At 37.7% G+C, this 25,394-nt stretch carries 26 protein-coding genes and 2 tRNA genes; 15 read left to right on the plus strand and 13 right to left on the minus strand.

Translation table 11 applies throughout. From position 1 onward, the window contains the following. Positions 1-409: 409 nt before the first annotated feature. Positions 410-892 carry a GNAT family N-acetyltransferase gene (locus tag BMX11_RS11150; RefSeq protein ID WP_090884205.1) on the minus strand — a complete coding sequence of 161 codons (483 nt, stop codon included), beginning with the start codon at positions 890-892 and terminating at the stop codon, positions 410-412. Positions 893-1,008: 116 nt separating this feature from the next. Here BMX11_RS11150 and BMX11_RS11155 point away from each other — a divergent pair, with 116 nt between their 5' ends. Together BMX11_RS11155 and BMX11_RS11160 are read left to right on the plus strand one after the other, a co-directional pair. Further along, on the plus strand, positions 1,009-1,278 hold the full coding sequence (locus BMX11_RS11155) for a hypothetical protein (RefSeq protein WP_090884207.1): 270 nt from the start codon (positions 1,009-1,011) through the stop codon (positions 1,276-1,278). A 94-nt stretch (positions 1,279-1,372) separates the two neighbouring features. Further along, entirely contained in the window at positions 1,373-1,975 is a 603-nt protein-coding gene (locus tag BMX11_RS11160) for a hypothetical protein (protein WP_090884209.1), read from the plus strand. A gap of 69 nt (positions 1,976-2,044) precedes the next feature. Here BMX11_RS11160 and BMX11_RS11165 read toward each other — a convergent pair whose 3' ends face one another. Next, positions 2,045-3,646, minus strand: a complete 1,602-nt coding sequence (locus BMX11_RS11165) for a S41 family peptidase (RefSeq protein WP_139180169.1) — start codon at positions 3,644-3,646, stop codon at positions 2,045-2,047. Positions 3,647-4,000: 354 nt separating this feature from the next. On the opposite strand from BMX11_RS11165, the gene BMX11_RS11170 reads away from it, so the two are divergent. Next, the gene (locus BMX11_RS11170; protein WP_090884212.1) at positions 4,001-4,357 is read left to right on the plus strand and encodes a DUF1801 domain-containing protein; all 357 of its coding nucleotides are present in this window, start codon (positions 4,001-4,003) and stop codon (positions 4,355-4,357) included. Positions 4,358-4,380: 23 nt separating this feature from the next. Next, positions 4,381-4,830, plus strand: coding sequence for an SRPBCC domain-containing protein (locus tag BMX11_RS11175; RefSeq protein ID WP_090884214.1), 450 nt, complete (start codon positions 4,381-4,383; stop codon positions 4,828-4,830). 74 nt (positions 4,831-4,904) lie between these two features. On the opposite strand, the gene BMX11_RS11180 is transcribed toward BMX11_RS11175, so the two are convergent. Together BMX11_RS11180 and BMX11_RS11185 are read right to left on the minus strand one after the other, a co-directional pair. After that, positions 4,905-4,980, minus strand: a tRNA-Phe gene (locus BMX11_RS11180). A 131-nt stretch (positions 4,981-5,111) separates the two neighbouring features. Further along, positions 5,112-5,184 (minus strand) — tRNA-Phe (locus BMX11_RS11185). Positions 5,185-5,415: 231 nt separating this feature from the next. Between BMX11_RS11185 and BMX11_RS11190 the strand changes: the two genes are divergently transcribed. Together BMX11_RS11190 and BMX11_RS11195 are read left to right on the plus strand one after the other, a co-directional pair. Further along, the gene (locus tag BMX11_RS11190; RefSeq protein ID WP_090884216.1) at positions 5,416-6,711 is read left to right on the plus strand and encodes a 4Fe-4S dicluster domain-containing protein; all 1,296 of its coding nucleotides are present in this window, start codon (positions 5,416-5,418) and stop codon (positions 6,709-6,711) included. 123 nt (positions 6,712-6,834) lie between these two features. Beyond that, positions 6,835-7,623, plus strand: coding sequence for a (Fe-S)-binding protein (locus BMX11_RS11195; protein WP_090884218.1), 789 nt, complete (start codon positions 6,835-6,837; stop codon positions 7,621-7,623). A gap of 108 nt (positions 7,624-7,731) precedes the next feature. Here BMX11_RS11195 and BMX11_RS11200 read toward each other — a convergent pair whose 3' ends face one another. Beyond that, on the minus strand, positions 7,732-8,205 hold the full coding sequence (locus tag BMX11_RS11200; protein WP_090884220.1) for a hypothetical protein: 474 nt from the start codon (positions 8,203-8,205) through the stop codon (positions 7,732-7,734). Positions 8,206-8,257: 52 nt separating this feature from the next. On the opposite strand from BMX11_RS11200, the gene BMX11_RS11205 reads away from it, so the two are divergent. From BMX11_RS11205 to BMX11_RS11215, 3 genes are all read left to right on the plus strand, one after another. Then, the gene (locus BMX11_RS11205; RefSeq protein WP_090884222.1) at positions 8,258-8,737 is read left to right on the plus strand and encodes an ABC transporter ATPase; all 480 of its coding nucleotides are present in this window, start codon (positions 8,258-8,260) and stop codon (positions 8,735-8,737) included. Positions 8,738-8,742: 5 nt separating this feature from the next. Then, a complete protein-coding gene (locus tag BMX11_RS11210; RefSeq protein ID WP_090884224.1) occupies positions 8,743-9,030 on the plus strand; it encodes a YciI family protein in 288 nt (95 codons plus the stop codon). Between the two features lie 107 nt (positions 9,031-9,137). Next, complete coding sequence (locus BMX11_RS11215; RefSeq protein ID WP_090884226.1) at positions 9,138-11,576, plus strand: AsmA family protein; 2,439 nt, start codon at positions 9,138-9,140, stop codon at positions 11,574-11,576. On the opposite strand, the gene mtgA is transcribed toward BMX11_RS11215, so the two are convergent. Then, positions 11,573-12,304, minus strand: coding sequence for a monofunctional biosynthetic peptidoglycan transglycosylase (gene mtgA, locus BMX11_RS11220; protein WP_090884228.1), 732 nt, complete (start codon positions 12,302-12,304; stop codon positions 11,573-11,575). The genes BMX11_RS11215 and mtgA overlap by 4 nt on opposite strands. Before the next feature lie 83 nt (positions 12,305-12,387). Between mtgA and BMX11_RS11225 the strand changes: the two genes are divergently transcribed. From BMX11_RS11225 to BMX11_RS11235, 3 genes are all read left to right on the plus strand, one after another. Further along, the gene (locus BMX11_RS11225; RefSeq protein WP_090884230.1) at positions 12,388-13,188 is read left to right on the plus strand and encodes a 3-keto-disaccharide hydrolase; all 801 of its coding nucleotides are present in this window, start codon (positions 12,388-12,390) and stop codon (positions 13,186-13,188) included. 30 nt (positions 13,189-13,218) lie between these two features. Further along, on the plus strand, positions 13,219-13,917 hold the full coding sequence (locus tag BMX11_RS11230) for an SDR family oxidoreductase (protein WP_090884232.1): 699 nt from the start codon (positions 13,219-13,221) through the stop codon (positions 13,915-13,917). Between the two features lie 194 nt (positions 13,918-14,111). Beyond that, positions 14,112-14,282: a hypothetical protein gene (locus BMX11_RS11235; protein ID WP_245738635.1), complete on the plus strand. Its 171-nt coding sequence runs from the start codon at positions 14,112-14,114 to the stop codon at positions 14,280-14,282. Between the two features lie 216 nt (positions 14,283-14,498). Here the strand turns inward: BMX11_RS11235 and rplI are convergent, their stop codons facing one another. From rplI to BMX11_RS11260, 5 genes are all read right to left on the minus strand, one after another. Further along, entirely contained in the window at positions 14,499-14,942 is a 444-nt protein-coding gene (gene rplI / locus BMX11_RS11240; protein ID WP_090884234.1) for a 50S ribosomal protein L9, read from the minus strand. 13 nt (positions 14,943-14,955) lie between these two features. Beyond that, complete coding sequence (gene rpsR, locus BMX11_RS11245; RefSeq protein WP_090884236.1) at positions 14,956-15,219, minus strand: 30S ribosomal protein S18; 264 nt, start codon at positions 15,217-15,219, stop codon at positions 14,956-14,958. Beyond that, positions 15,219-15,575: a 30S ribosomal protein S6 gene (gene rpsF / locus BMX11_RS11250; protein WP_090884238.1), complete on the minus strand. Its 357-nt coding sequence runs from the start codon at positions 15,573-15,575 to the stop codon at positions 15,219-15,221. Before rpsF ends, rpsR begins: the two co-directional genes overlap by 1 nt. Positions 15,576-15,718: 143 nt before the next feature. Beyond that, entirely contained in the window at positions 15,719-16,975 is a 1,257-nt protein-coding gene (locus BMX11_RS11255; protein ID WP_090884240.1) for a hypothetical protein, read from the minus strand. Between the two features lie 164 nt (positions 16,976-17,139). Then, positions 17,140-17,733 carry a hypothetical protein gene (locus tag BMX11_RS11260; protein ID WP_090884242.1) on the minus strand — a complete coding sequence of 198 codons (594 nt, stop codon included), beginning with the start codon at positions 17,731-17,733 and terminating at the stop codon, positions 17,140-17,142. 177 nt (positions 17,734-17,910) lie between these two features. Here BMX11_RS11260 and BMX11_RS11265 point away from each other — a divergent pair, with 177 nt between their 5' ends. Both BMX11_RS11265 and BMX11_RS11270 read left to right on the plus strand, forming a co-directional pair. Further along, positions 17,911-18,783: an AraC family transcriptional regulator gene (locus tag BMX11_RS11265; RefSeq protein WP_090884244.1), complete on the plus strand. Its 873-nt coding sequence runs from the start codon at positions 17,911-17,913 to the stop codon at positions 18,781-18,783. Between the two features lie 104 nt (positions 18,784-18,887). After that, entirely contained in the window at positions 18,888-20,711 is a 1,824-nt protein-coding gene (locus tag BMX11_RS11270) for a DNA polymerase III subunit gamma/tau (protein ID WP_090884246.1), read from the plus strand. Positions 20,712-20,822: 111 nt separating this feature from the next. Here BMX11_RS11270 and BMX11_RS11275 read toward each other — a convergent pair whose 3' ends face one another. Beyond that, positions 20,823-21,218, minus strand: coding sequence for a hypothetical protein (locus BMX11_RS11275; RefSeq protein WP_090884248.1), 396 nt, complete (start codon positions 21,216-21,218; stop codon positions 20,823-20,825). 452 nt (positions 21,219-21,670) lie between these two features. Then, positions 21,671-23,890: an NADP-dependent isocitrate dehydrogenase gene (locus BMX11_RS11280; protein ID WP_090884250.1), complete on the minus strand. Its 2,220-nt coding sequence runs from the start codon at positions 23,888-23,890 to the stop codon at positions 21,671-21,673. A gap of 285 nt (positions 23,891-24,175) precedes the next feature. Here BMX11_RS11280 and BMX11_RS11285 point away from each other — a divergent pair, with 285 nt between their 5' ends. Further along, on the plus strand, positions 24,176-25,381 hold the full coding sequence (locus tag BMX11_RS11285) for an ankyrin repeat domain-containing protein (protein ID WP_090884252.1): 1,206 nt from the start codon (positions 24,176-24,178) through the stop codon (positions 25,379-25,381). The last annotated feature ends 13 nt before the right edge of the window (positions 25,382-25,394 follow it).

Below are 25,394 nucleotides of genomic sequence, written 5' to 3' on the forward strand. Positions count from 1 at the left end.
AACCAGCTCACCAACTCACCAGTTAAACAATTAAACCAATTCTCAATCATCAGTTCTCAGTTACCATGCAAACAATTAAGCAATTCAACAATTAAACCAGTTCCCAGTTGCCACCCAAACAATTCAACAGTTAAGCGATTAGACAGTTAAACAATCAAACAACTCTCCAAAGTAACCAGCTCACCAACTCACCAGTTAAACAATTAAACCAGTTCTCAGTTCCCACCCAAACATTCAACAGTTAAGCGATTAGACAGTTAAACAATCAAACAAACTCAAAAGTAACCAGCTCACCAACTCACCAGTTAAGCAATTAAACCAGTTCCCAGTTCCCACCCAAACAATTCAACAGTTAAGCGATTAGACAGTTAAACAATCAAACAACTCACCAGTCAACTACCGGCTTCCCTCAAAGCACCAGCAACATCCAAACATTACAAGCAAAGTGCCCCGAATGCCACAGTGGCCCTGAAAGCGCCTTAAATCCCACTTTCTCATATAAACCAATCGCTTTTGATAACTCTGGTAACGACTCCAGGTAAACCTCATTGTATCCATAGTGCTGCGCAGACTGAATACTCCTTTCCATCAGCATCTTACCAATACCTTTTCCTCTTGCTTCTGCTGATACATAATATTTAACCAACTCCACACAGCCTTCTGGCAATCCTTTTGTGGGATAAATACCACAGGCACCCAAAAGCTTTCCATCTTCTTCGGCAAGCCAATAGTCGGCCTTTTCAACTTCAAAAACCTGCCACAAGTGATCAGTAGTCGGGTCAGTATAAACCGTTCCGGGCTTATCAATTTTAAACTCCCGCATTACAGCCCTAATCATTTCAGCAACAGCCTGATTATCCTTTTCTTCTATTTTTCTTAATGTAATGCCCATCTTTTCCAATTTTTCATAAAGTTAGCAATGACTAAGGCTTAAACAAAAACCACCAAACAAAAGGCTGAAAAAAACATTATTAATAAGTAAGAAAATGTTAACCTAATTATCTCAGCATGAAAAACGACCCCAAAACAGAGCAACATCCAAATCCATCAGATGATGTCCAGCTTGAAATCGAAACAGTTATCCCTTCAGTAGAAACGGAAACAGAGAAAAAACCTGGTCTGCCAAATCACAGCAAGGAACCCCTCGTTAAAACTGAAACTCAAGAAGAATCAGAAGATAACAAACCTCAGAATGAAGAAAAGCAAAAAGAGGCTGCAACACCTCAAAATGATGACGATGATGATGCGCGAGACCAGATAGAAACCATCAGTCCGTAGTACCTGATGTTAAAGAATGCTAAACTATCACTACAGCTGAAATAGTTTTGTTAATTTGGCGTTATCAATAGCACATTTATAAAAGAAAACACAAATGAAACAAAAACTATTGCTTTGTCTCTTCACGATAAGCTTTTTTAGCTGTGGGATAAACAAGCAGGCGCAACAAATAAAAGCGCTGGAAGATTGTACGTATAAAATAACAGGCGTTCAGCAGATCACTGTTGCCGGAACAGATGTAAAAAAACTCATCGATCAGCAAAATTTTAACATTGGGAGTTTACCGGGTGTAGCGTTAGGACTATTGCGGAAAGACATTCCTCTTAGAGCGAATCTTAATCTCGAAATTTCTAATCCATCCAATAGTTTAGCAGCCATTAACCAATTTGAATACAAAATTTTGGTTAACAATACTGATTTGGCAGAAGGCCTGGTGAATCAGAATGTTAGTATCGCGCAAGGACAAACAGTAAATGTACCGGTTCAACTAACCAGTAATATTTACGGTTTAATTTCTAGTGGAAATGTTCTTAATGATATTATAAAAGCCGCTCAAAAGGGTTCTTCTTCTAAAGATGAAAAACTTGGATTACTAACCATCAAAATTAAACCTACTTTTATGTTGGGTAACACTCCGGTAAAATATCCAGGTTACATAACGATTAACAAAGATATCAGCAGTAAAATATTGCTTTAAACGACCTTAAAATGAAAAAGGGGCCATCTTATAAATGTCCCCCTTTTTTTTATCTCATATTGACTAATCCTAAAAGCTTCCTTTTGGAGTCATAACCATTCCTTTAAAGCGATGCTGATCTAAAGTAGCTTGAACAGTGTTTATCTGTGTGGTCGACAATTTAGCATCAACAGTAGCTGAAGTTGTTTTTAAGCTTGCCGTTTTTTTAACAGGATCAATAAAACTTCCCTTTTCAGCATAAGTTAGTGCATAATAGAGTAAAGTTTCAGCTGTATCTCCCCAGGCACTGTTGAAATCACCGTAAGCTTCCTTATCTACGGCCATCCCAGAATAGTAACCTCCTACCCCACTTTGATTTTTGGTTTCAAATTCCGGGATATACATCTCGAAATCGTCAATTCTGATTGGGAAGAATCCTACAGGCTTACCATAAGTTCTTTCCCCAATGATCTTCACATCCATTACAGGCTTCAAACTATTGATGGTTAACTCGCTGGCGGATGCTGTTGAGTGAGAGACCAGAAAATAAACCCTGCTTAATGCTAAAGAACCAGACTTAGCAAATTTTTCCACATTATCAGCAGCGGTAGGCGAATAATTCAAATCAGCATAGGTAGCATACTTTCCATTTACACCTGTAGTAAAGGGCTGCAATTTACCTGAATTATCAAGTAAGGGTTGATGAGCTAAAACCGATGCCTTTCTTTGTGCCGTAGTTAAGTTCTGAAGATAACTGTTATAATAAGTCGTATACATCGTATTGCCAGTTTGCGCTGCTGGAGCGGCCAAATTGACAATTTGGGTAGCTGTAGATACATAACCTCCACCGTTATAACGTAAATCAACAATCAATTCCGTTATACCTTCTGCCGAAAAATTATTAAAGGCATTGTTTAAGGCGGTTGTAACATTATTTGTAAAGCTATTAAAAACAATATATCCTACTTTCTTAGAACCAACGGTATATACGTGGGTATATAAAATAGGATTAACAGTATAAGGAGCACTATTTACCACCACACTTTTTACATTACCATTTAAATCCTCAAAGGTTAGGCTAACACTTGGGTTACCACCGAAAATAGCATTATTCAAAAAACTAATGATCCCATCGGAAGTGATATTCAGATTTGTGCGTCCATTTACACTGGTTATCCTGCATCCTCTGGTTAAGCCTTGCGTGCTAGCTGGTGAGTTTGCATATACATACTTTACCCGGAAATCATTCACCGTCTGGTAATCGGCAGAGAAGCCATAATCATTGGCCGTGCCATTTACATCCGCTTTTAATGCAGCTGTTTTTCCTGTAGTGGATACATAATCTAAAAAAGAATATTTCGGATCAGTGCTATTACTTACATACTCATAAGGTTTTCCAGTTGTCGGATCAGTAGAATACTGCGTTAATGCATAAAGCTCTGCCTCATTGGAACTGAAGGCTCTGGGCTTAAACACATCATAAGTAGGCAGCGAAGTATTCCAATAGTAGAGTTCTTTAGCATAAAGAAACATAGAATCCCTTGTTAATTCGGTACGGGTACCGGTTGTTGGGATGGTTGTAGTGGTTGTAGAAGTCTCTTCCGGTGTTGCCGTATTTTTCTTACAAGAGATGAAGATGCTTAAACTTAAAAGCACCAGAACGATACGGTATCCCAATTTGTTATTTTTCATGTAGAATTTTATCACCTGTTTATCTATATACGTACGCACCGCATTTCAAGTTGTGTGAGGGCGTAACTTTTTACGTATCAACTAACTAAATTTAATCTCTTTTATTGCGCAGTATCCATCATGTATCTTAGAAAAGCGTTTATCTGTTGATTAAATTACTTAGGAATGAGAAACAGCTATGATTTAGTGTTATATAAATATAAGAAGAAATATTGTTAAATAAAATGTCTTCGATTACTATAATCTTAAGCTTAGTTGTATTTTTTTGCCAATCTGCCCCCATAAAATGTCGCCTTTACACCGTTTAATTTAAATCATAAGGTTAGATATTTGATCTATAAAAAACAATCGACCATGAGCATTAACCCCAAAGTAGCAGATTTTATGACTACAGTAGCGCATCCTTTAAAAGAAGAAATGGAAAAGCTGATCCAAATTATTTCCAGTAACCCTCAGATAACCAGCGACATTAAATGGGGCGGACCAAGCTTCAGATTTAAAGAAGACATGGCCACCATTAATCCTAAAATCAAAAACTATGTAGTAGTTGTTTTCCATAAAGCGGCTCTGCTCAAAAGTGATTTTGGCTTTCTGGAAGATGCGGGCAAGGGCAAATCCTATGGAAAGTTTTACAGCATGGATGATGTGCTCAGAAACGAACAGGGAATAAAGCTTGCAGTACAAAATTGGATTGAGATAATGGAACAATAATGATTACTTAAATTTTTAATACCATGGAAAAGATAACATTCACCAACGAAATTGATGCCAGTGTAGAGAAAGTATGGGATACACTCTTCGGCACAGAAACCTACCCACAATGGACAGTAGTTTTTACCGAAGGATCTGCTGTAGAAACCGATTGGAAAAAAGGAAGCAAAGCCCTGTTTACAGATGGCAAGGGCAATGGAATGGTTTCTGAAATTGCAGAAAGTATCCCAAATGAATTCATGTCTATCAAACACCTTGGAGAGCTCAAAGATGGAAAAGAAACCTTTCCCGAAGGATGGGAAGCTTCCTTCGAGAATTATGAACTCAAAGAGAAAGCAGGTAAGACAGAATTAACGGTATCTATGGATACGAATAAAGAATGGAAAGAATATTTCGAAAACGTTTGGCCAAAAGCCATAGAAAAAATTAAAGAAATTGCGCAAGGTACACGAAAATACCATGTAGAAACTTAAGAAATAAGTTTTGAGTACCCCTAGAAAAATAATGAATTTAAACAAAAAGCCTCTAGAAAATCTAGAGGCTTTACTGGTGGTGCCACCTGGATTCGAACCAGGGACACAAGGATTTTCAGTCCTTTGCTCTACCGACTGAGCTATGGCACCTTTGTTTTGGGATTGCAAATGTAGTGTTCTTTTTGTCAATTCCAAGCAGGCAATTATATTTTTATTCCAAAAAACGCATTGCCCTCTACTTAATAAAAAAGCCCCTCGTTTAATAGAAAGGCTTTAGGAAGTGGTGCCACCTGGATTCGAACCAGGGACACAAGGATTTTCAGTCCTTTGCTCTACCGACTGAGCTATGGCACCTCCCGTTTGGGATTGCAAATGTAGTGTTCTTTTTTCAAAAGCAAAACTTTTTTTTCAAAAAACACCTCGTCTATTGATTATCAGTCAATTATTTTTCATTTCTTTTCAAACCCATAAAATGAAACGGACTTAGAATCAGTATAAACTAAAAATTTTAAGCATTTTTTTATGCATGCATAGTAAATTATTCGGATTAATTATCCTAATTTAGCGCTAACAATATTAAAATGCATGGTAGCACAGATTATTTTTCTAGTACTAACACTTGCAGCAATCGCGCTGTTCACAATTAACCTGCGAAAAATAATTCGCAACATCCGTTTAGGCAAACCGGCCGATCGCAATGATCAACCGCAAAAAAGATTGATGACTATGCTGAGGGTAGCATTCGGTCAATCGAAGATGGTGGTACGCCCTATCCCTGCCCTACTACACTTCTTTGTTTACATAGGCTTTGTGATCATCAATATTGAGGTATTGGAGATTATGATTGATGGTATCTTTGGTACCCATCGTATTTTTAATGGCCTCGGGGGGTTATATAACTTCCTTATTGGTTCTTTCGAAATTTTAGCCCTAACGGTTTGGGTTTCCTGCGCAATTTTTCTAATTCGTAGAAACATTTTAAAAATGAAGCGCTTTACAGGTGTGGAGATGACTACCTGGCCTAAATCAGACGCCAACTATATCCTCATAACCGAAATCTTGTTAATGAGTGCATTTTTACTCATGAATGCAGCAGATGCTAAGTTACAGGCCCTAGGTGCTAGCCATTACGTGCAGGCGGGAGCATTTCCGGTTAGTCAGTTCCTGATGGATTTATTGCCTGATTCAGAATCCGCATTAATAGCGGTAGAAAGAGGCTGTTGGTGGTTTCACATTATTGGAATTCTCGCTTTCTTAAATTATTTGCCCTACTCTAAGCATTTCCATATCCTTTTTGCCTTCCCCAATACTTATTTTTCAAATCTCGAACCCAAGGGAGAATTTACCAATATGGCATCAGTAACCAATGAGGTTAAAGCCATGCTCGATCCCTCATTTGTACCTGCAGAAACAGAACCGGGTAAATTCGGCGCTAAAGATGTAACCGATTTAACCTGGGTAAACCTCATGAATGCGTACACCTGTACCGAATGCGGGCGCTGTACATCAGTTTGTCCGGCAAATATTACAGGGAAACTGCTATCACCGAGAAAGATTATGATGGATACCCGCGATCGCATCACAGAAGTTGGACAAAATATTGATAAGCACGGTGCAGACCATCAGGATGGAAAGTCATTATTAGACGACTACATCAGCAGAGAAGAGATTTGGGCATGTACGAGTTGTAACGCATGCGTTCAGGCTTGTCCGGTTAACATTGACCCATTACAGATTATTATCGATTTGCGCAGATACGCCGTGATGGAGGAATCGCAGGCACCTTCGAGTATTAATGCCATGATGGGCAACATTGAAAACAATCAGGCACCATGGAAATACTCTCCTGCCGATCGCTTTAATTGGGCGGAAGGAGATTAGTTAGTTCGTTGACGGTTCTAATTGGAAGATTTCAATTAAACAGATCGACGCTCAAACAATTTAACAGTTAATCATTTAATCCGTTAACGCGCTAAAACAGCGTTAACCTTTTACAATACAGAAATGGAATTTAAAGTCCCTACAATGGCCGAATTAATGGCGGCAGGAGAAGAACCAGAAATCTTATTTTGGGTAGGATGTGCAGGCAGCTACGATGAGAGAGCACAGAAGATTACCCGCGACATTTGCAAGATTCTTCACCACGTGGGGATAAAATACGCTGTATTGGGAACCGAAGAAAGTTGCACAGGGGATCCTGCAAAGCGTGCAGGAAATGAGTTTCTTTTCCAAATGCAGGCCATGACCAATATTGAGATTCTAAATGCTTATAACATTAAGAAAATCGTTACAGGCTGCCCGCATTGTTTCAATACCATTAAAAATGAATATCCTGGCCTTGGCGGCACTTATGAAGTGATTCATCATACACAACTGATTCAGGATTTAATTAACGAAGGGAAGCTAAAAGCTGAGGGCGGAGAAAGTTTCAAAGGTAAAAAGATTACTTTTCATGATCCATGTTACCTCGGAAGAGCAAATGGTGTATATGAAGCCCCAAGAAAGGCTCTCGAAGTTTTAGATGCACAATTAGTGGAGATGAAACGCTGCAAAAGTAATGGCCTTTGCTGTGGTGCCGGAGGTGCCCAAATGTTTAAAGAGCCAGAAAAAGGAAATAAGGATATTAACGTTGAACGCATTGACGAAGCGCTACAAACTAACCCACAAGTTATTGCCGCTGGCTGCCCCTTCTGCATGACCATGTTAAGTGATGGCGTAAAACTGAAAGACAAAGAACAAGAAGTTAAGGTTTTAGATATTGCGGAAATCACCGCAAGAGCAAATGGGCTTTAAAGAATTGCGGTGAATTGTTTAATTGTTGAACTGTTTAATTGTTGAACTGAAAATTGCCAACTGTTAACTGCAAACTGTTAACTGCAAACTGTTAACTGAACTGCTTTCTCAGGGATGCTGGTTACCACATATCTTCGCAAAATTCTCTTTAATTAAATTAAGGTCTTCGGCCTCGATATTTTTTAATGGAATAATAACTTGGGTAGCCATAGAATCTACATCCCCTCCTCTATCCTTATAGGTTTGAACAATCACATCTTCGCCTTTGGTATACAGGTACAGCTTTCCCGAAATATTATTACCATAATAATCCATATCCTTAAACTTAGAAAGCTTGAAAGAGAAATATTCGGTTTTTCCATTGTTAAAATAACGCTTATACCTGCAAAAGCCATTGTTAGTAACATTAAGTTCGTAGCGCTTGATTTGAGTGCTTTCCTGACTAAAATCGTAATGATCAGTAAATGATTTCTGTAGATTACCTACATATTGCTCGATAGATTCGGGATCTGAGAATGCCAATAAAAACGTGGAAAAAGCAACAATTGAGATAGTTTTCAAGTGCAATGTAAACTTTTTCATAAGGCTGATGTTTTTAGACAAACCAATTTAATTAAAATGGTAAATTTGTAGTATGAGTTTTTCTCCACAATCTAGAATCTGGATATACCAAAGCAACAGGAAATTTTCTGCCGCAGAGGAAAGTACTATCCTTAAAAAATTAGAAGCTTTTACCAATCAATGGAAAGCCCATGGCAACGAATTGCTGGCAAAAGCCGAAATCAGGTATGGCTTTTTTATTATTTTAACTGTTGATGAAAGCCAGGCGAACGTTACCGGTTGTTCTATTGATAGCTCTGTAAGGTTAATTAAGGAGATAGAACAGGAATACAACGTAGATCTTTTTAACAGATTTAACATTGCCTACAAACTAAATAACGAGGTTATCGTAAACAATAAAGAAGATTTTGAAACATTGGTTAATATTAAACAGATTACACCAAATACTATTGTTTTCAATAATATGGTACAAACGCTTGCAGAGTTAGAGACTAAATGGGAAGTTCCGTTTCAGAACAGCTGGCATTCAACTGTGTTTGCCCACCTGCTGTAAAAGCCATGTTTATTGTAGATCTTCAATATATCGTACCCCTCGAGCAGCTAGATGAACATATGGCTGCTCATGTGGCTTACTTAAAGAAGTATTACAAAAAAAATATATTTGTTGCCTCCGGAAGAAAGGTTCCACGAACTGGGGGAATTATTCTTGCCTTGAGCGACACGGAAGAAGAATTGAAAAAAATTCTAATGGAGGATCCATTCTATCAACATCGATTGGCAGACTATAAGATTACTCAGTTTTTAACATCACAATACCATCCCGACCTTGAAAATCTCTTGGCTTAAATCTTGATTTTTAAAACCTCCATCTCTTTTCTGAGGTATTTTTGAGTTCTCAGCAAACAAAATCACTTTAAAAACCATTATATTGCTATAAATTAACCTTCAAATTTATGGCGCGTTGGATTAAGATAACCCTTGGCATTTTAGCTACTCTACTAGGCTTATTGATTATTATCTGGATTGGAGGTTCCCTTTATATCAGCAGAAATAAAAAAGAAGTTTTGGATAAAGTGTTACTCACACTCAACAATAACCTCAATGGCAAAGCAGAAATCGGAAGTATGGAGCCTTCCCTTTTGAAAGCTTTTCCAGGAATATCGGTTTCCCTAAAAAACGTTTCCCTGAAGGATAGTCTATACCACCAGCACAAACACGATTTGTTAAAAGCTAATGATATAGATGTGGCGCTCAATGTATTCTCCTTATTGTTTGGAAATACCCGAATCAATAAAATCACTGTAAACGATGCCAGCCTATACCTATACACTGATTCTACAGGATACAGCAACACCAGCATATTCAAAACTAAAAAGCCTAAACCAACAACAGAAAGTGAACCTGCTGAAGCCCCGGAAATTAAGCGAATAAACATGAATAATGTTCAATTAATAGTAGACAATCAGCAACGCTTTAAAAGGTTTGATTTTCAAATAAAAGATCTTCAAGGTAAAATAGATTACCCAATAGGCGGATGGGAAGGTGAAATAAAAATCAATACCCTGATCAAGAGTTTCGCCTTTAACACCAGAAAAGGTAGCTTCTTGAAGGATAAAAGCTTAAAAGGCACCATCAAATTCAACTATAATAACAACACGAAAATCGTAAGCATTAGCCAGGAAAAACTCAATATCGGTGGCGATATCTATGCTATCGGTGCAGAAATTAACACTGGAGTGAAACCTGCTTCTTTCAGTATAGATATCGATGTAAACAACGTTCAGTTTAGCCATGTAGCCCAGATACTATCGCCAAACATTTCCAGCAAGCTCTTGAAGTTTCAAATAGCAGCACCCGTAAATATCAAAGGCAAAATTGTAGACGATGGTAAAGGAGGAGCGCATTCTGATCCATTTATCCAGGTAGCCATGACCGTGAGAAATAATACAGTTACTATTCCTTCCGGACAATTAACCAATTGTAATTTTGATGGCTCATTCACCAATAAAGACACTGTAACAAGACCTATTGGTGATGAAAATTCTATAATCAAATTCAAAAACCTTAAAGCCAATTATTACAATGCTCCAATTGTATGTGATAGTTTTATGGTTACCAATTTGAGTCGGCCTATTGCTGCCGGACTTGTCACCTCTGTTTTTCCTTTAACCAATCTCAATTCCTCAATTGGAGGAGAAACGTTTAATTTTAAGTCGGGTAATGCCAACCTTAAACTCTACTGTAAAGCAGATATTGACAACCTTAAATTCACAAAACCCAGACTTTCAGGAAACATCAAAATCACTAATGCCGATATTACATATGTACCGAGAAGGATACATTTAGAAAACAGTGCCCTGGACCTCAACTTCAATGATAAAGATTTAAAAATTACAAGGGGACATTTTCAGTTAGGGAAAAGCTCCTTGGATATGGACCTCTACGTAAAAAACTTCCTCAATTTTTATTACACTGACCCAGAAATGATGAATGCCAAGCTGGAGCTTTACAGCCCATACCTACATCTGGGAGAATTGTTACCCTTATTGAGTGAGCGAAAACAAATAAAAAGACAGCGCAAAGCTGCAGGTAATTCCGTTAAAGAAATCTCTGAACAGCTGGAAACAGTTATAGATGCAGCCAGAGTTCAAATGTTGTTAAAAGTGGATAAGGCCATTTACAATAAGTTTCAGGCCAGGAACCTTATGGCCAATGTTTCCCTGGAAAAAGATGGCATTCATTTTCAGAAAATCTCAGTAAACCATGCCGGTGGAAGTCTAAATATCAGTGGCTTACTTAAACAAACAAGCAAATACAACAACTTCAACATCCACGGTTTGGTTAATAACGCCAGTGTGAAAGATTTTTTCTATGCCTTCGATAATTTCGGTCAAAACACCATCACCAGTAAAAATTTAAACGGTTTTCTATCAGCCAATACCGATATTACCGGAACGCTTACCGAGAACGGAAAGCTTTTGCCAAGATCTATGAAAGGCAAGGTTAATTTCAGCTTAAAAGCAGCCTCACTAAAAAATTTCAAGCCTATGGAAGCTGTACAAAAATACGCTTTTGCCAACCGGAATCTTTCCAACATACAGCTTGGAAACCTGAATGGTACCCTAATTGTTAAGGGCGACAAAGTCGATATTCTTCCACTAAAAGTGAATTCCAGTGCCATTAACTTTGATGTACAGGGCACTTACGGAATGACCAGCGGCACAGATATTTCTATGGATATTCCCCTCAGAAACCCTGAAAAAGACAAAGGTAAGAGCGCAAGTGAAAAAAGCACCAATAGAATGAAGGGCATAGTTTTACACCTTCGAGCCGTTGATGATGGCAATGGTGGGGTAAAAATCAGATGGAATAAAGACCATGGAATATTTTAAAAATCCAAAGGCCCTAATCTACGCATATTCTTTAAAATGAGGTATTGCCGATGCCTGATGTAGGGCGTAGCATTTTTGGGTGTCCAGCGAAGCGGATTCGGGAAACACGAAGCAATTAACGCAGCCTGCCTTTTACTTAATTTAGTGCAGGATTTTCCATAATATTCCTGGGCTGCAGCTTCAGCACCATAAATACCGTCACCCATTTCAATCACGTTCAGGTATACTTCTAAAATTCTTTCTTTACTCCAGAAGATTTCAATTAGCAAAGTAAAGTAGGCCTCGAAACCTTTTCTAATCCAGGATCTGCCAGGCCATAAGAAAACGTTTTTTGCCGTTTGCTGAGAGATGGTACTTCCTCCTTTCACTTTCTTCTTGTTCTTTGCATTTGCAGCGAAAGCTTTTTCTATCGCTTTAAAATCAAAACCAATATGTTTTAAAAATAGCTGGTCCTCCGCAGAAACAGCAGCTCGCTTCATGTTATCAGATATATCTTCAAATTTAACCCACTTTTTCTCTGTTTTAAATGGCTTTCCATCAGCCTTACGCTCAATATTTCTGATAACCATCAGCACCGTAATAGGCGGATTAATAAAGCGTAATGCTATAGCCCAAAGCACAGAGACCAAAAGAAAGTATAAAAATACTTTTGTCGCAATATTGGTAATCTTTTTTACTAGAGGGTGTTTTGCCTTACTTTTTGATTTCGTGGTACGCGCTTTAGCCATAGCGCAAAGGTAAATAAAGAAATTAATTTGAAAACAAATCTAAATGATATGTTTTTCTGTATTTTGGGGTTCAAATTGCTGAAATGAAGAAACTATATTTTTTATTACTCGCTCCCTTATTATGGGGATGCAGTGTTAGCAGGAATGCCAATAATGCTTCTGACAAATGGATTTCATTGTTTAATGGAAAGGATATTAAAGATTGGAATATTAAGATTCACCATCACGATTATAATGTGAATTATGGCAATACTTTTAGGGTGGAAGATGGCATCATTAAAGTTCGCTACGATCAGTATGGCGATTTTAACGATCAGTTTGGTCACCTTTACTACAAAACACCATTCTCCTACTATCACTTAAAAATGAAATACCGTTTCGTTGGCGAATTACAAAAGGGAGCGCCCAGTTATACTTTACGGAATAGTGGTGTGATGTTTCATGCCCAGGACCCTAAAACGATGCTAAAAGAGCAAGATTGGCCCATTTCTATTGAGATGCAGTTTTTAGGAGGCTTAAGCGATGGTCGCCCCCGCCCTACGGGAAATATGTGTTCGCCGGGGACAGAAATTGTTTATCAGGGCAAACTTGCAGCTGCGCATTGTATTGATTCAAGATCTAAAACTTACGATGGAGATCAGTGGGTATCTGCTGAGCTTATTGTGTTAGGCGACTCGCTGGTAACCCACATTATCAATGGCGATACTGTGCTTCAATACAGTAAACCTCAAATTGGTGGTGGAGTAGCCAACCGATACGACCCTAAAATAAAAATTGATGGCAAAGCACTTAAAAGCGGTTTTATTGCTTTACAAAGTGAAGGACAACCTGTTGATTTTAAAGATATCGAAATCATGCAGTTACCCATACCAAAATCGAATTAAACATTTCTTTGCTAAATACGTTAAAATAAGATGAAAGTTGCATTAATTACAGGTGGAAGTAAAGGCATAGGCTACGGAATAGCCGAGGCCTTATTAAACGCAGGTTACCGGGTAGCCATTACCAGCAGAAACTTAGCACATGCTGAGGAAGCTGCGCAGACGCTTCCGAAAAGAGAAAATATTTTGGCTATAGGCGCTGATGTTAAGGATTATGATTCGCAAGCTAATGCTGTTAAGCAAATAGTAGATAAATGGGGAAGATTGGATGTACTCATAGCCAATGCAGGTGTAGGACACTTTGCTTCTATCGAAGATCTTGATCCGGCGCTTTGGCATGATATAATCGACACCAACCTTACCGGAGTATTTTATAGCATTAAAACTGCGTTGGAAGAGATTAAAAAGAACAAAGGTGCTATTATTACCATTTCCAGCCTTGCAGGAACTAATTTCTTTGCAGGTGGGTCTGCTTACAATGCCAGTAAATTTGGCTTAACCGGATTTACCCAATCAGTAATGCTTGACCTTAGAAAATATGGCATTAGGGTGAGTACCATTATGCCAGGCTCTGTGGCCAGTCACTTTAACGATCACCATCCAGATGCGGAAAATGATGCCTGGAAAATACAACCTGAAGACATGGGTAAACTTGTAGTAGATTTATTGGCGATGCCAGAAAGGACGCTACCGAGCAAAATTGAGATCAGACCTACAATAGCGAAGGGATAGATTATAATGGAAAATGGTGTGATGGAAGATGGCAAAGCGAAATAGGATACAAGAAAAAAGGAGCAAGGAGAAACGATTAAGGTGCAGAACCGGACATCTTAAGTGCTTCCATTTTACATCCTAAACCTGTTCTCAAATCCCACCTCTCCTATCTCAGATCACAAAAAAAGGCGTTATGCTTATGCACAACCATTATGCCAGGCTCTGTGGCCAGTCACTTTAACGATCACCATCCAGATGCGGAAAATGATGCCTGGAAAATACAACCTGATGATATGGGTAAACTTGTAGTAGATTTATTGGCGATGCCAGAAAGGACGCTACCGAGCAAAATTGAGATCAGACCTACAATAGCGAAGGGATAGATTATAATGGATGATGGTGTGATGGAAGATGGCAAAGAGAAATAGGGTACAAGAAAAAAAGAGCAAGGTGAAAAGTTAAGGTGCAGAACCGAACATCTGATGTGCTTCCATTTTACATCCTAAACCTGTTCTCAAATCCCACCTCTCCTATCTCATATCACAAAAAAAGGCGTTATGCTTATGCACAACGCCTTTTTTATGATTTTAAAGAGATGCTTATTCAGCTACTACTTCAAAAGGAACCTGAACTTTCACTTCTTTGTGTAAGTTTAAGTTAGCTACGTATTCGCCAACAAATTTAGGTTCAGTTTCGAAAGTAATACGACGACGGTCAACATCAAAGCCTTGAGCTTTTAATGCTTCAGCTACCTGGATTGTGTTAACAGCACCAAATATCTTACCGCTTTCGCCAGCTTTAGCACCGATAGTCAATTTAACCGAAGTTAAACGCTCAGCAATGCCTTCAGCATCTTTCTTAATTTTATCTTGTTTAAATGCAGCTTGCTTTAAATTTTCAGCTAAAACTTTTTTAGCAGAAGAAGTAGCCAAAGCAGCAAATCCTTGAGGGATTAAATAGTTACGACCATATCCTGGTTTTACCGTTACTACATCGTCTTTCTCGCCAAGGCCTTTAATATCTTGTTTTAAAATAATTTCCATATCAGCTAGCCTCCTATTTTAATTGATCTGCAACGAAAGGTAACAAACCGATGTGACGGGCACGTTTAACTGCCTGAGCCACTTTACGTTGGAATTTTAATGAAGTACCAGTTAAACGACGTGGTAATAATTTACCTTGCTCGTTAACGAATTTCAACAAAAAGTTCGCGTCTTTGTAATCGATATATTTAATACCGTTTTTCTTGAAACGGCAATATTTTTTACGGTTGTCCTCTACTTTAGGGGCAGTTACGTATTGAATTTGCTCTCTTGCCATTACGCTACAACCTCCTTATTCTTTTTGTTAAAAGCACCACTACGCTTTTTTTCATTGTAAGCAACAGCGTGTTTGTCTAACCGGATGGTTAAAAAACGTAACACACGCTCATCGCGTTTTAATTCAAGCTCTAATTTGCTAATCAACTCTCCTGAAGATTTGTATTCAGTTAAGCTGAAAAATCCGTTTGATTTTTTGTCAATCGGATACGCTAATTTTCTCAAACCCCAATTATCTTCTTGGATAATTTCGGCTCCGCTATCAGCAATGATGCCTCTAAATTTTGCTAATGTTTCTTTAGCAGCATCTTCTGATAACAACGGGGTTAGAACGATCACAGTTTCGTACTGATTCATTGTTATTTAATTGTTTTAATTTTTTATTTCCGATATAATTCGGGCTGCAAATGTAGTAATATTTTTCTTTAAATCAAACGATTATGAAAGAAGAATATAAATTTTAACCATAATTCAAGTCAGGCACAGCCTCAACACCCACTTTATCTGTTCTTTGGCCCCAAGAGATAGTTTAATCCTATTGTTGTTCTATTGATGTTAACATTATAGTAACTGTAATTTGTTACTGCCGCGTTAAAAGTATGTCCGGCAGAGAACTCAAATCTTTTAAGAAATACCAGTCCCAGCTTTCCTTGAAAAGAATAGTAAAAATCCTCAAAAACTACCTGATCCAGATATACATCACTTTCGTTTCTAATCATATGAGTAGCAGATAATTGATTATTTTTGTAGGTTGGAAAATTTAAACCTGCACCCACGGAAACGAAAGCCTTAATTTTTTCTTTGGTATAAAAATGATATAAAATTTGAGGCACCACTGCTAAATTATATTGCTTAAATTGATGTCTTAATGAATAAGAATAACCATTATCACCCGCTCTGGAGATATCACCATTTGTGATGCCATAATTTAATTCCAGCCTGTAAACCATCTTCCCTATCAAAGGATTAGATAAATAATCTACACCAACAGAGAGCATTGGCAGCAAACTGGTCTTTGAAACTGCGTCAGCATCGGCCAGCCGGTTTTGCCCAGAATAACTGGCATGACTCCTGTTTAAAGCCGCTCCAATAAAAAACCTGGTTTTAGATACCTGTTGCCTCACCCGTTTTTGTTGATTGATTTTCTCCGCAAAACGAATCAAATCCGATTCTGTGTATCTCAACCTGTTTATACTGGCTTCATCATTAGGGTTAATACCATTAAAAATCCTGTTAACATTAATTAATTGTAGCCTGAACCGATCAAGGGTAACCATACTATGCTCCGTTTCGGGATTCAAAAAAATATGCCTGATCAATTCTTGCGGAACTGCGTGACCACGCTCCTTGATGTAAAACCTGGTTTTAATCCTATCCTGGTACTTATATAAGGATATTTTGTCGCCTGAATTCAGCACTTCCAAAAATACAGCACCACTTTTTGTAGTTGTATCTACCCCTTTAGATAAATAGGATAATGTTTCCTGACTTTGGCTTATTGATACCACATGGCATTCGTAACTCACAACCCCATCAATGCCAAAAGCCACACAATCCTGAAAACTGAACAATGAAATTTTATCATGGGGAGATTTTGTAAATCTTACCTGTTCAGGATTTTCACTGCGTTCCCGATAGTCAATATATCCCCGCAGGGTATCCCCGGGATGCTTTACAATATATCCTTTTTTTAAATTGATCTGAGCGTTTACCAAGGCCGGTAGAGAGAGTAAAAAGTAGAGTAAAAAGCGTTTCATTTAATAAATTTTGATTTTGCGACAAAAGTATAAAAATCCCGAACACCATAACTAAGATATATCAGTAAAAATAATCGCAAAATATCCCTGCGCCGGGAGAGTATGCAAAAAAAAGGGAGACTAATTGCTTAGCCTCCCTTCATATATAAATAGTAGTAAATATTTTAAAGTGTTTGAATCGTTTTGGTAAACACTTGCTTATCTTGTTTAATTACAAATGTAAATGCTGAACAGTTACTTTGGCTAATGTTAAATTTCCTGAACAGGCTTGATTTATCTTTAAAAGTTTCTAAAAATACTTGGTCATTATTTTCATCCAATACCTGCACTTCAATTGGACCTTTGGCAGCATTTTCTAAATTTAAAGTGATAAAATCTTCCTGAACTTTAATTTCAGGTCTCAACACCTCTTTGATTGTTGGCGCAGACAATGAAGCCATATCGTTGGCAATCGTTACCTCATAGATGGCTACCTGAGCTCCCATCTCCACTTTAACCATATATTTACCATCGGGCAAAGCATTTAAGTCGTAAGTTTTCGTCAATTCTTTAGAAGCATGTATTTTATCCTCTAAAAGAACCTCATCATCTGTCGAATAAATAAAAAGCTCTACTTCCTTTGGCTGATTGATGAAAATTCTAATCGTTTTTTCTTTTTCGTTCTTAACTTTTAACGAAAAATCAACATCATTAGCAAATGCGCCGGGAGCGGCAAACAACGCTGCTGCAATTAGCCCGATTTTTACAAAATTTTTCATACTCAAATTAGCTTTTGGGTTAACATTTATTTAACAATGTAAAATTACAGCGAAAAAACATGCTCCAACGCCTCCATATTTTCCAATATCTATGCAATATTAACCTCATAAGCAGGCAAAACCATTAGTTACATCAAAAAAGCATATTTATTTTACCTATTTTTACATCACAAAGTCATGAAAACACTTAAACCAAGCTTCGAAATTGTCGAACCTTCGTTCGGAAGTTCGTTTTATTATTCAAAATATGACAGAAATGCGAATAACATGGCGCATTTATGGCATTATCATCCAGAAATAGAAATGGTATTTGTGAATGGAGGGACTGGTAAAAGACAGATTGGTAGTCACGTTTCCTATTACACTGATGGCGATTTAATATTCATTGGCAGTAATCTCCCACATTGCGGATTTACGGATACCCAAACCGGAAACAAAAATGAAACGGTTATTCAAATGAAAGCCGACTTCCTGGGAAATGATTTCCTGAATTTACCAGAGAATAAATGGATCGGAGAGCTTTTTGATAAAGCCAAGGGTGGAATTGCTTTTGGTGAAGACACCAAAAATGCTGTAGGACACCTCATTGAACAGATGGCAGATCAACCACCTTTTGAGAGACTCTTAACTTTGCTAAATGTATTAAAGCAGTTAGAAGCCTCTACAGATTATACTATATTAAATGCGGCAGGATTTTCGATGGAAATGCAAGTGCAGGACAACGACCGAATCAATATGATTTTTAATTATGTAAAAGATCATTTTCAGGAGCAAATAAGTTTAGAAGATATTGCAGAAATGTCTAGCATGACTGTTCCTTCATTTTGCCGCTACTTTAAAAAAATTACAAAAAAAACATTCACACGATTTGTTAACGAATATCGGGTAGTGCATGCATCTAAACTTTTAGCAGAGAAGCACATTGGGATAACGGCTATTTCTTATGAAAGTGGCTTTAATAACTTCAGCCATTTTAATAAAATATTTCATGAGTTTACTGGAAAAAGTGCTTCTGAGTACCGAAATGAACTCAAGTCGATTATTAAATAATTTGGAAAGGAAAAATGAGATTGAAGTTCTGTACAAAACACCAACTTTTCAACATTCCCATTTTTCAAACCAACAACATCTAAAAAATTCCTATTTTCGTGGCGATGGAAAATTTTATTGTTTCTGCCCGTAAATATCGTCCGGCAACGTTTGAAACCGTTGTTGGGCAACAGCATATTACGGGAACTTTAAAAAACGCCATCAAGAATAACCAACTGGCCCAGGCATTTTTATTTTGTGGGCCGCGTGGTGTGGGTAAAACAACCTGTGCCCGTATTTTAGCCAAAACCATTAACTGTACTAATCCTACAGCCGATATGGAGGCTTGCGGTCAATGCGACAACTGTCAATCCTTTCAAAACGGTCATTCTTTTAATGTTCATGAATTAGATGCTGCATCTAATAACTCTGTAGACGATATCCGCAGTTTGATTGAACAGGTAAGAATACCACCACAAGCTGGAAAATTCAAGATCTATATTATTGATGAGGTTCACATGCTCTCTCAAAGTGCATTTAATGCATTTTTAAAGACATTGGAAGAACCACCTTCCTATGCCATTTTTATTTTGGCAACTACAGAGAAGCATAAAATTTTGCCAACGATTTTATCTCGTTGTCAGATTTTCGACTTCAACCGTATTCAGGTGGAGGACATTGCCAGTCACCTTTCTAAAATTGCCGAGCGTGAAAGTATTGCTTATGAACCCGATGGACTTCATATCATTGCTCAAAAAGCTGATGGTGGTTTGCGTGATGCGCTTTCTATGTTTGATCAGATTGCCAGTTACGCCAATAAAAATATCACTTACAAAGCGGTAATCGACAATCTGAATATATTAGATTACGATTATTTCTTTAAGCTTACCTCCTACTTAACCGCAGCGCAAGTAAGTCAGACCTTACTCCTGTTTGATGAAATCTTAAACAATGGCTTTGACGGAAATAACTTTATCAACGGTTTAGCAAGTCACTTTAGAAACTTGTTGGTTGGTAAAGATTCGGCAACGATAAAACTCCTTGAAGTTAGCGATAACATTAAGCAAAAATACCTGGAGCAATGCAGGCAAACAGAACTTTCGTTCTTGCTAACTGCCTTAAATTTAGCCAATAGCTGCGATCTCAATTACAAAAACTCTAAAAATCAACGTTTACAGGTAGAGTTGGCCTTAATCAAAATGTGCCACATACGGTCGGTAGTTAATCTTGCCCAACAACCTTTAAACACGAATAATACAGCAACTGACTCAGATCAGGATAAAAAAAAAACTAATGTCGTAAATGAACAACCGGTAAACAATAAGCCGAAAGCTGAAAGTGAAAACCAGGTTTCAAATACGCCAGCTGTTCCACAAACCCTACCATCAGCTGTAGTTCCCGCTGAAGAAAAGCCGAAAGATACACCTCGAGTAAGCAGTATGCCTACGGCTACATCAATAAGCATTAATATTCCAAAGCCTAATGCTACAAGTACGCTTATTCCAAACCTGAATGACCTTGGAAGAACGGCTAATAATGATGATGACAAGGGGCCTAAAAAAGCTACAGGTGAGGCCAGAGAGCCTTTTAGTTATGATCGTTTGCTCGAAATGTGGAGCCAGTATATACAAATATTAAAGGCTGCAGATAAAATTAACCTCTTTACCATATTAAATAACTTTCCTCCAAAACTATTAAGCCCGGTTTTAATTGAAGTATCTGTAGAAAGTAAAACGCAGGAACATCTTGTTCAACAGGAATTAGTTGAATTGATGAACTTTCTAAGAAATGGACTTCAAAACTTTGCCATCGACATCACTTTTAAACAAGTGGAAAGAAAATTAGAAAACAGGCTTTATGGTAATAGGGAGAAATATGATTACCTGCTAAACAAAAACCCTAAACTCGAAGAGCTACGAAGAAGATTTAATCTGGATATTAATCCGTAGAACTGAATGAAAATAAAAAAGCAGGATCAAACTTTTGTAAGTCTAGCCCTGCTTTTTCCATTATGATTGTTATTCGTCAAATAGCCGTCCTCCCGACGGTGATCTTCCTGACTATTTTATGGGTGTATCATTTATAGGATAACCTTCTTCATCCAAATCATCTCTACTATCTTCTGGTGTACGCGCTAAAAATTCATCCTCTGGATTAAGTTTTACGCTTTCACCGTGATCTACATGCATGCCTAATTCTTCTAGTTCATCGTTAGCGATGTCGTCATTTTTTGCGTACTCATCCCCTACATAGGGGTTTGCCTCATCGTAGGTAGAATCATCATCTTTGGCACCTGCGGCTACTGTTTCATAGCCCATAGGATGGTCATAATCTTTATCCTTACCTTTCACATCAAGTTCATAACTCTGTTTTACCTCATCATACGATAAGTTTTCGTTATTTATGTTGGCACTTTCTGTGGTGCTGTTTAATCTGTCTTTTGGGTTAGTAGCCATTATAATGATCTCCTTAATAATTATAATGGAATAACAATTGGATCAATGTTTGGTTTTTGAAGATTATTGTAAATTATGGAATTACTTCGGAAGATGCTGAAACAAGTTCAGCAGGACGGGATTTACGAAAGGATCTCTTAAAAGATCCCCTAACACACTCGTCACCCTGAATTTATTTTACTTCGTAGCTCTCCGCTGCGCTCCGGGTCAGGGTCTTACCACAAAGATGCTGAAACAAGTTCAGCAGGACGGGATTTACGAAAGAATCTCTTAAAAGATCCTCTAGCGCACTCGTCACCCTGAATTCATTTTATTTCGTAGCTCTCCGCTCCGGGTCAGGGTCTTACTACAAAGATGCTGAAACAAGTTCAGCAGGACGATACCGGAAAAAAACGGTATAAAAAAAGCGTTTTAGAAATTTCTAAAACGCTTTTTTTAATATGCTTCTATACCTATAAACTAGCCAAAGAAGTATTCAATGTTTCACTTGGACGCATAGCTTTACTCGCTAACTCATCATTAGGGTTGTAATAACCGCCAATTTCTTGTGGTTTACCTTGCGCAGCGATCAATTCGCCTGTGATCTTACTTTCATTTTCTGCCAATGTTTTTGCTAAAGGTGCAAATCTAGCTTGCAAATCAGCATCTTTTGTTTGTGCAGCTAATGCCTCAGCCCAATATAAAGCCAAATAGAAATGAGAACCACGGTTATCAATAGTTCCTAATTTTCTACCAGGAGATTTATCTGTTGCCAGGAATTTAGCATTTGCTTCATCCAACGCATCAGCTAAAACCTGAGCTTTCTGATTGTTTTGTGTTTGAGCCAAATGTTCTAAAGAAGCTTGAAGAGCCAGGAACTCACCTAATGAATCCCAACGTAAATATCCTTCTTCAATAAATTGTTCAATGTGTTTTGGTGCAGAACCACCAGCTCCAGTTTCAAATAAGCCACCACCATTCATCAATGGAACAATAGAAAGCATTTTAGCAGAGGTACCTAATTCTAAGATTGGGAACAAATCTGTTAAATAATCACGCAATACGTTTCCAGTTACAGAAATAGTGTCTAAACCTTTACGTATACGCTCTAAAGTAAACTTAGTAGCCTCAATTGGCGCAAGAATGCGAATATCCAATCCAGCAGTATCATAATCTTTAAGATACTGATTTACTTTAGCAATGATTTCTCTATCGTGTGCTCTGTTTTCATCTAACCAGAAAACAGCAGGGGTATCAGATAAACGGGCTCTGTTTACTGCTAACTTAACCCAATCCTGAATTGGAGCATCCTTAGTTTGACACATGCGGAAGATATCTCCCTTTTCAACATTTTGATCAAAGAAAACATTTCCGGCAGCATCAGTAACACGGATAATTCCGTTAGCTGTAGCCTGGAAAGTTTTATCGTGAGAACCATATTCTTCTGCTTTTTGAGCCATTAAACCCACGTTAGGAACTGAGCCCATTGTAGTTGGATCAAAAGCACCGTTTGCTTTACAATCATCAATAGTAGCCGTGTAAACACCTGCGTAATTGCGATCTGGTATTAAAGCAATAGTATCTTGTGGTTTACCATGTTTATCCCACATTTGACCTGAAGTACGGATCATAGCTGGCATTGAAGCATCTACAATCACATCAGAAGGAACATGCAGGTTAGTAATTCCTTTATCAGAGTTAACCATTGCTAAGGCCGGTCCGTTGGCAATAGCCGCATCAATAGCTGCCTTAACCTCAGCTTCTTTTGCATTTCCAGCAATTTTAGCATAAACATCTCCTAAGCCATTGCGTGTATCAACATTTAGTTCTTTAAAAAGATCTGCATATTTTGCAAAAAGATCAGCAAAGTACACTTCAACGATAGCACCAAAAATGATTGGATCAGACACCTTCATCATGGTTGCTTTCAAATGTGCAGATAACAATACGCCAGCGGCTTTAGTTTCTGCGATTGCCTGAGTAACAAATGTTTTTAGTTTGGACAAGCTTAATGCAGAGCTATCAATTACTTCACCTGCTTTTAATGGTGCTAATCCTTTTAATTCGGTTACCGTGCCATCAGCAGCAACAAATTCAATTTTGAACTGTGAAGCTTCTGCAACAGTTACTGATTTTTCAGAACCGTAGAAGTCACCTTCAGTCATGCTTACCACTTTAGTTTTGGAATCAGCAGACCATTTCCCCATAGCATGTGGATTTTGTTTTGCATAATTCTTTACAGCTTTAGGTGCTCTACGATCAGAGTTTCCTTCACGTAAAACCGGATTTACGGCCGATCCTAAAACTTTCGCATATTTTGCTTTGATTGATTTTTCCTCGTCGCTTTGTGCATCTTCAGGATAGTTCGGAATAGCAAATCCCTGAGATTGTAATTCTGCAATTGTACCCTTTAATTGAGGTATAGATGCGGAAATGTTTGGTAATTTTATGATGTTAGCTTCTGGAGTTGTAGCTAAATTGCCCAGCTCTGTTAAAGCATCTCCAATTTTTTGGTCGTCTTTTAAATACTCAGGAAAATTAGCTAAAATTCTTCCTGCTAAAGAAATATCTCTGGTTTCTACATCAATTCCTGCTGAAGCAGTAAAAGCTTGTACTATAGGTAAAAGGGAGTAAGTAGCCAACATTGGCGCCTCATCGGTTTTGGTGTAGATAATTTTTGATGTGTTTGACATGTTATACTGATTTTTCTTTTTGATGTGAAACGTAATGGTGTATTAACTTTATAACGCCATTTTTTAAAATCGCCTAAAGATAAAATAAACAGATGAATTAAGGCAACATTCTGGCATTAATTATCAACCTGATGTACCGATATATTGACGATTTTGGACTTCATTCGAAACCATAATTTACATCTTGACAAAACTTCTACACCACTTTTACGTTTAAGCTTTTAACATAATTGTAAAACAAAGTAATTGCCGTACATTTTTCGTTTTTAGCAAAATCAAATTAGCATGAATACATCTATCTTAGAACAACATCTCAAAACCGAAAACTTCCAGGAAGCAAAACTCTTGCTTGATAATGGAGAAAAGTTACCTAAAGAAATTCAAGACCATCAAAAATCACAACTTCTGGATAAACTACTCCAAAAGAAACAATTTGAGATTATCGAATACCTGATTAAAGACAAAACAGTTGAGACAGATATTTACGAGCTCGATAATTTTGATAAAAGTATTTTCCAAAGTATCGTGAGATATCTACCTGAAGATGATGAGTCGATCTCATTTCTGAAGTCAATAATGGTTGAGTTCGATAACTTAAACGATGAGGTTAATGGACAAACGCTCCTGGGATATTTCTTAGAGCAAGGATCAAGCCTTGATGTTATAAATGCACTGATTGAAGCTGGTTGTGATCCACATTTTAAAAACAATGCAGAGCAGAATTATATTCATCGGGTGGTAAAACTGTACTTAAGGAAATTCAATCTTAATGATGAGCAGCTAACACAACTTGTTTTGGGCTATGTGGATATCCTCGTAGAACAGGGCGTAGACATCAATGAGCAGGATATTGTAAATAAAACACCTTTGATTTATGCGATTGAGTTTAACAAAAAAGCCTATTTAAAGCATTTATTAGAACTGGGTGCCGATCCAAATCTAATCGATAAAGATGGGAATTCTGCCTTTTATTATGCGATAGTGACCCTGAGAGATAATAGTATTTACGATCAGCTTGCCGAATTTGCCTCAGCAGACTTTAATCAGCTTAATAAGGCAGGGGTTAGCATTTTGTTCGAATATACCAGAATGTTGAATGGGAACTCTGAACGGGATATTATTTTCTTAAAAAAACTAATTGAAGATGGTGCCGATCCTTATCAGCCCTCTTCCTATTACAGTAAATCAGTTAGTCCACTAAGTATGATTGCCGAAAAATCTGCCGACGCATTAGCGGGAGTTTTAGAAACAGGGGCTATCGATATCAATCGTCAGGATGATCAGGGTAATACCTTACTTCATTTGGTATGCGCATACAATGTGAATTATGAACAGGATAAGGCCAAAGAAACTTATCGTAAAGTTAAATTATTGCTAGATCAAGGTGCAGACCCGTCAATTACTAATGATAATGACCAAACTCCGCTGATGCTTGCTTCTGATGATAACTTAAAAGCCAAGACAGTAGAATTATTAATGAAACTTGCTTAATTCCAAAGGTATA

It is taken from the genome of Pedobacter rhizosphaerae, from assembly GCF_900111155.1.
GTDB classification, from domain to species: domain Bacteria; phylum Bacteroidota; class Bacteroidia; order Sphingobacteriales; family Sphingobacteriaceae; genus Pedobacter; species Pedobacter rhizosphaerae.